The organism is Plasticicumulans sp., assembly GCF_035331805.1.
GTDB lineage: Bacteria > Pseudomonadota > Gammaproteobacteria > Competibacterales > Competibacteraceae > Plasticicumulans.
The window spans coordinates 1-2,151 of sequence record NZ_DAOLKE010000480.1 but is presented as its reverse complement, the minus strand read 5'-3'; the positions used below and the strand labels follow the sequence as shown (position 1 = coordinate 2,151).

At 70.3% G+C, this 2,151-nt stretch carries 3 protein-coding genes; 2 read left to right on the top strand and 1 reads right to left on the bottom strand.

Annotated features, from left to right (window positions below):
* Positions 1 to 107 precede the first annotated feature (107 nt).
* The gene (locus tag PKE44_RS18615; protein ID WP_324554219.1) at positions 108 to 1,322 is read right to left on the bottom strand and encodes an anion transporter; all 1,215 of its coding nucleotides are present in this window, start codon (positions 1,320 to 1,322) and stop codon (positions 108 to 110) included.
* Between the two features lie 118 nt (positions 1,323 to 1,440).
* Between PKE44_RS18615 and PKE44_RS18610 the strand changes: the two genes are divergently transcribed.
* Positions 1,441 to 1,638, top strand: coding sequence for an MbcA/ParS/Xre antitoxin family protein (locus PKE44_RS18610; RefSeq protein ID WP_324554217.1), 198 nt, complete (start codon positions 1,441 to 1,443; stop codon positions 1,636 to 1,638).
* Between the two features lie 119 nt (positions 1,639 to 1,757).
* A partial coding sequence (locus PKE44_RS18605) for an ATP-binding cassette domain-containing protein (protein ID WP_324554215.1) occupies positions 1,758 to 2,151 on the top strand: 394 nt, incomplete at its 3' end.

Genomic DNA, 2,151 nt, shown 5'->3' with positions numbered 1-2,151 from the left:
GACCCGTGGGTCAAAGCCTTCGAAGTGCGGATAAGTCTCTTTGACCCGTGGGTCACACGCGTGCAGGACGCAGCGCCGCAGCCGGTACCGGTCTGCAGCCGCCGGGCTCAGTGCATCAGCAGCAGCGTGCCGGCCACGATCGTCAGCGCCGTCACCGGCACGCCGATGCGCAGATAGGCGCCGAAGCCGAGTTCGACGCCGAGGCTGCGGGCGCGCTGGGCGACGATCAGGTTGGCGACCGAGCCGAGCAGCGTCAGGTTGCCGGCGAGCGTCGAGGCCATCGCCACGATCAGCCAGGCGCGTTCCCGGTCCGCGAGGGCCTCGACGAAGGGTTTCAGCACCAGCACGGCCGGCACGTTGCTGACGAGGTTCGACAGCGCCGCCGTCAGCGTCGCCAGCACGACCGGTTGCTGCAGGCCGAAGCTGCCGACCGCCGCAATGCGATCGGCCGTCAGCACCGTGCGCTCCAGTCCGGCGACGACGACGAACAGGCCGGCGAACATCACCAGCAGCGACCAGTCGATTTCGCGGTGGATTTTCTGCGGCTTCACCCGCCGGGTCAGCAGCAGATAGGCGCCACCGAGCAGCGCGGCCTCGGCCGGACGCACGCCGGCGAAGAAGGCGCCGATCAGCCCCGCCAGCACGGCGACCGACTTCAGTGCCAGCGGCCGGTTGCAGCGCACCGGCGTCACGCGCAACGGCGCGAGCGGCCCGCCGCGCAGGAATTCGCGCGGGAAGGCCAGCACCAGCACCAGGATCAGCAGTCCGCAGCCAACGGCCGCCACCGGCCACAGCGCCGCGGCAAAGTCGCCGTACGCGATGCCGGAGAGCGAGCCGACGATCATGTTCTGCGGGTTGCCGGTCAGCGTTGCAACCGAACCGATGTTGGCGGCCATCGCCACGGCCAGCAGATACGGCAGCGGCGGACGGCCGAGGCGCAGCACCAGTTCGAGCACCGGCACGGTCAGCACCAGACAGATCGTGTCATTGACCAGAAACGCCGAAAGCCCGGCCGAGACGCCGACGATTGCCACCAGCAGCACCAGCGGATGCCGCGCCCGGCGCACGGCCGCGGCCTCGACAACGCGGAAGAACCCCGACAGCCGCAGACTGGCGACGACGATCATCATGCCGAACAGCAGTACCAGCGTGTCGGCATCGAGTGCGGCGAGGGCTTCGTCGAAATCGAGCGCGCCGCAGGCGATCATCGCCGCCGCACCGACCAGCGCCGCGCCGGCACGGTCGATGCGCCAGCCCGGCAAGCGCCCGAGCGCGACGACGACGTAGGTCAGCAGGAAGATCGGCAGCGCGAGTTCGGGCATGGTCGGGATGGCGGGTGGCGGGGGCGGCGCATCATCGCTGATCGGGCAGGCGTTGGTGGGGCCGGAGCCGCGATCCGGAAGGCAGGCATGTTCACGATCGACCGGAGACTGACCCGCGATGAACGCAACTGCAAAGGCACGTCTGCTGCAGATGGCCATCGACACCTTCGGCACGCGCGACAAGGCGTTGCTCTGGCTGCGCCGGCCGACGACGGCGCTGGCCGGGGCATCGCCGCTGAACCGTCTCGATACCGACGAGGGTGCGCGTCAGGTCGAGAGGCTGCTCGGACACATCGCCCACGGCATCGCGGCCTGACGGTTGATGTCCGGTAAAAGCGCTCGCCTGTTCAACGGAGGCGCGCCGCCACCCTGCCCGCTGCGAAGCCGCGCTGCTAAGGTGGCCGATCCTCCGACACGACCGCTTCGCTCCCGATCATGCTCAAGCTCCAGTCCCTGACCCTGCGCCGCGGCACCCGGCCGCTGTTCGAGCAGGTGTCGCTGACGATCTTCCCCGGCCAGCGCGTCGGCGTGACCGGTGCCAACGGCACCGGCAAGTCCTCGCTGTTCGCGCTGCTGCGCGGCGAGCTGCATGCCGACTCGGGCGACGTGCAGATGCCGCCGAAGTGGGTGATTGCACACGTCGCGCAGGAAACGCCGGGCGTCGACAGCGCGGCGATCGACTACGCGCTCGATGGCGATGCCGAGCTGCGCGAGGTCGAGGCCGCACTCGCCGCCGCCGAGGCCGACCCGGAGCATTGCGGGCTGAAGCTCGGGGAGCTGCACGCGCGCTACGAGGCGATCGGCGGCTGGGGCGCGCGCGTGCGGGCCG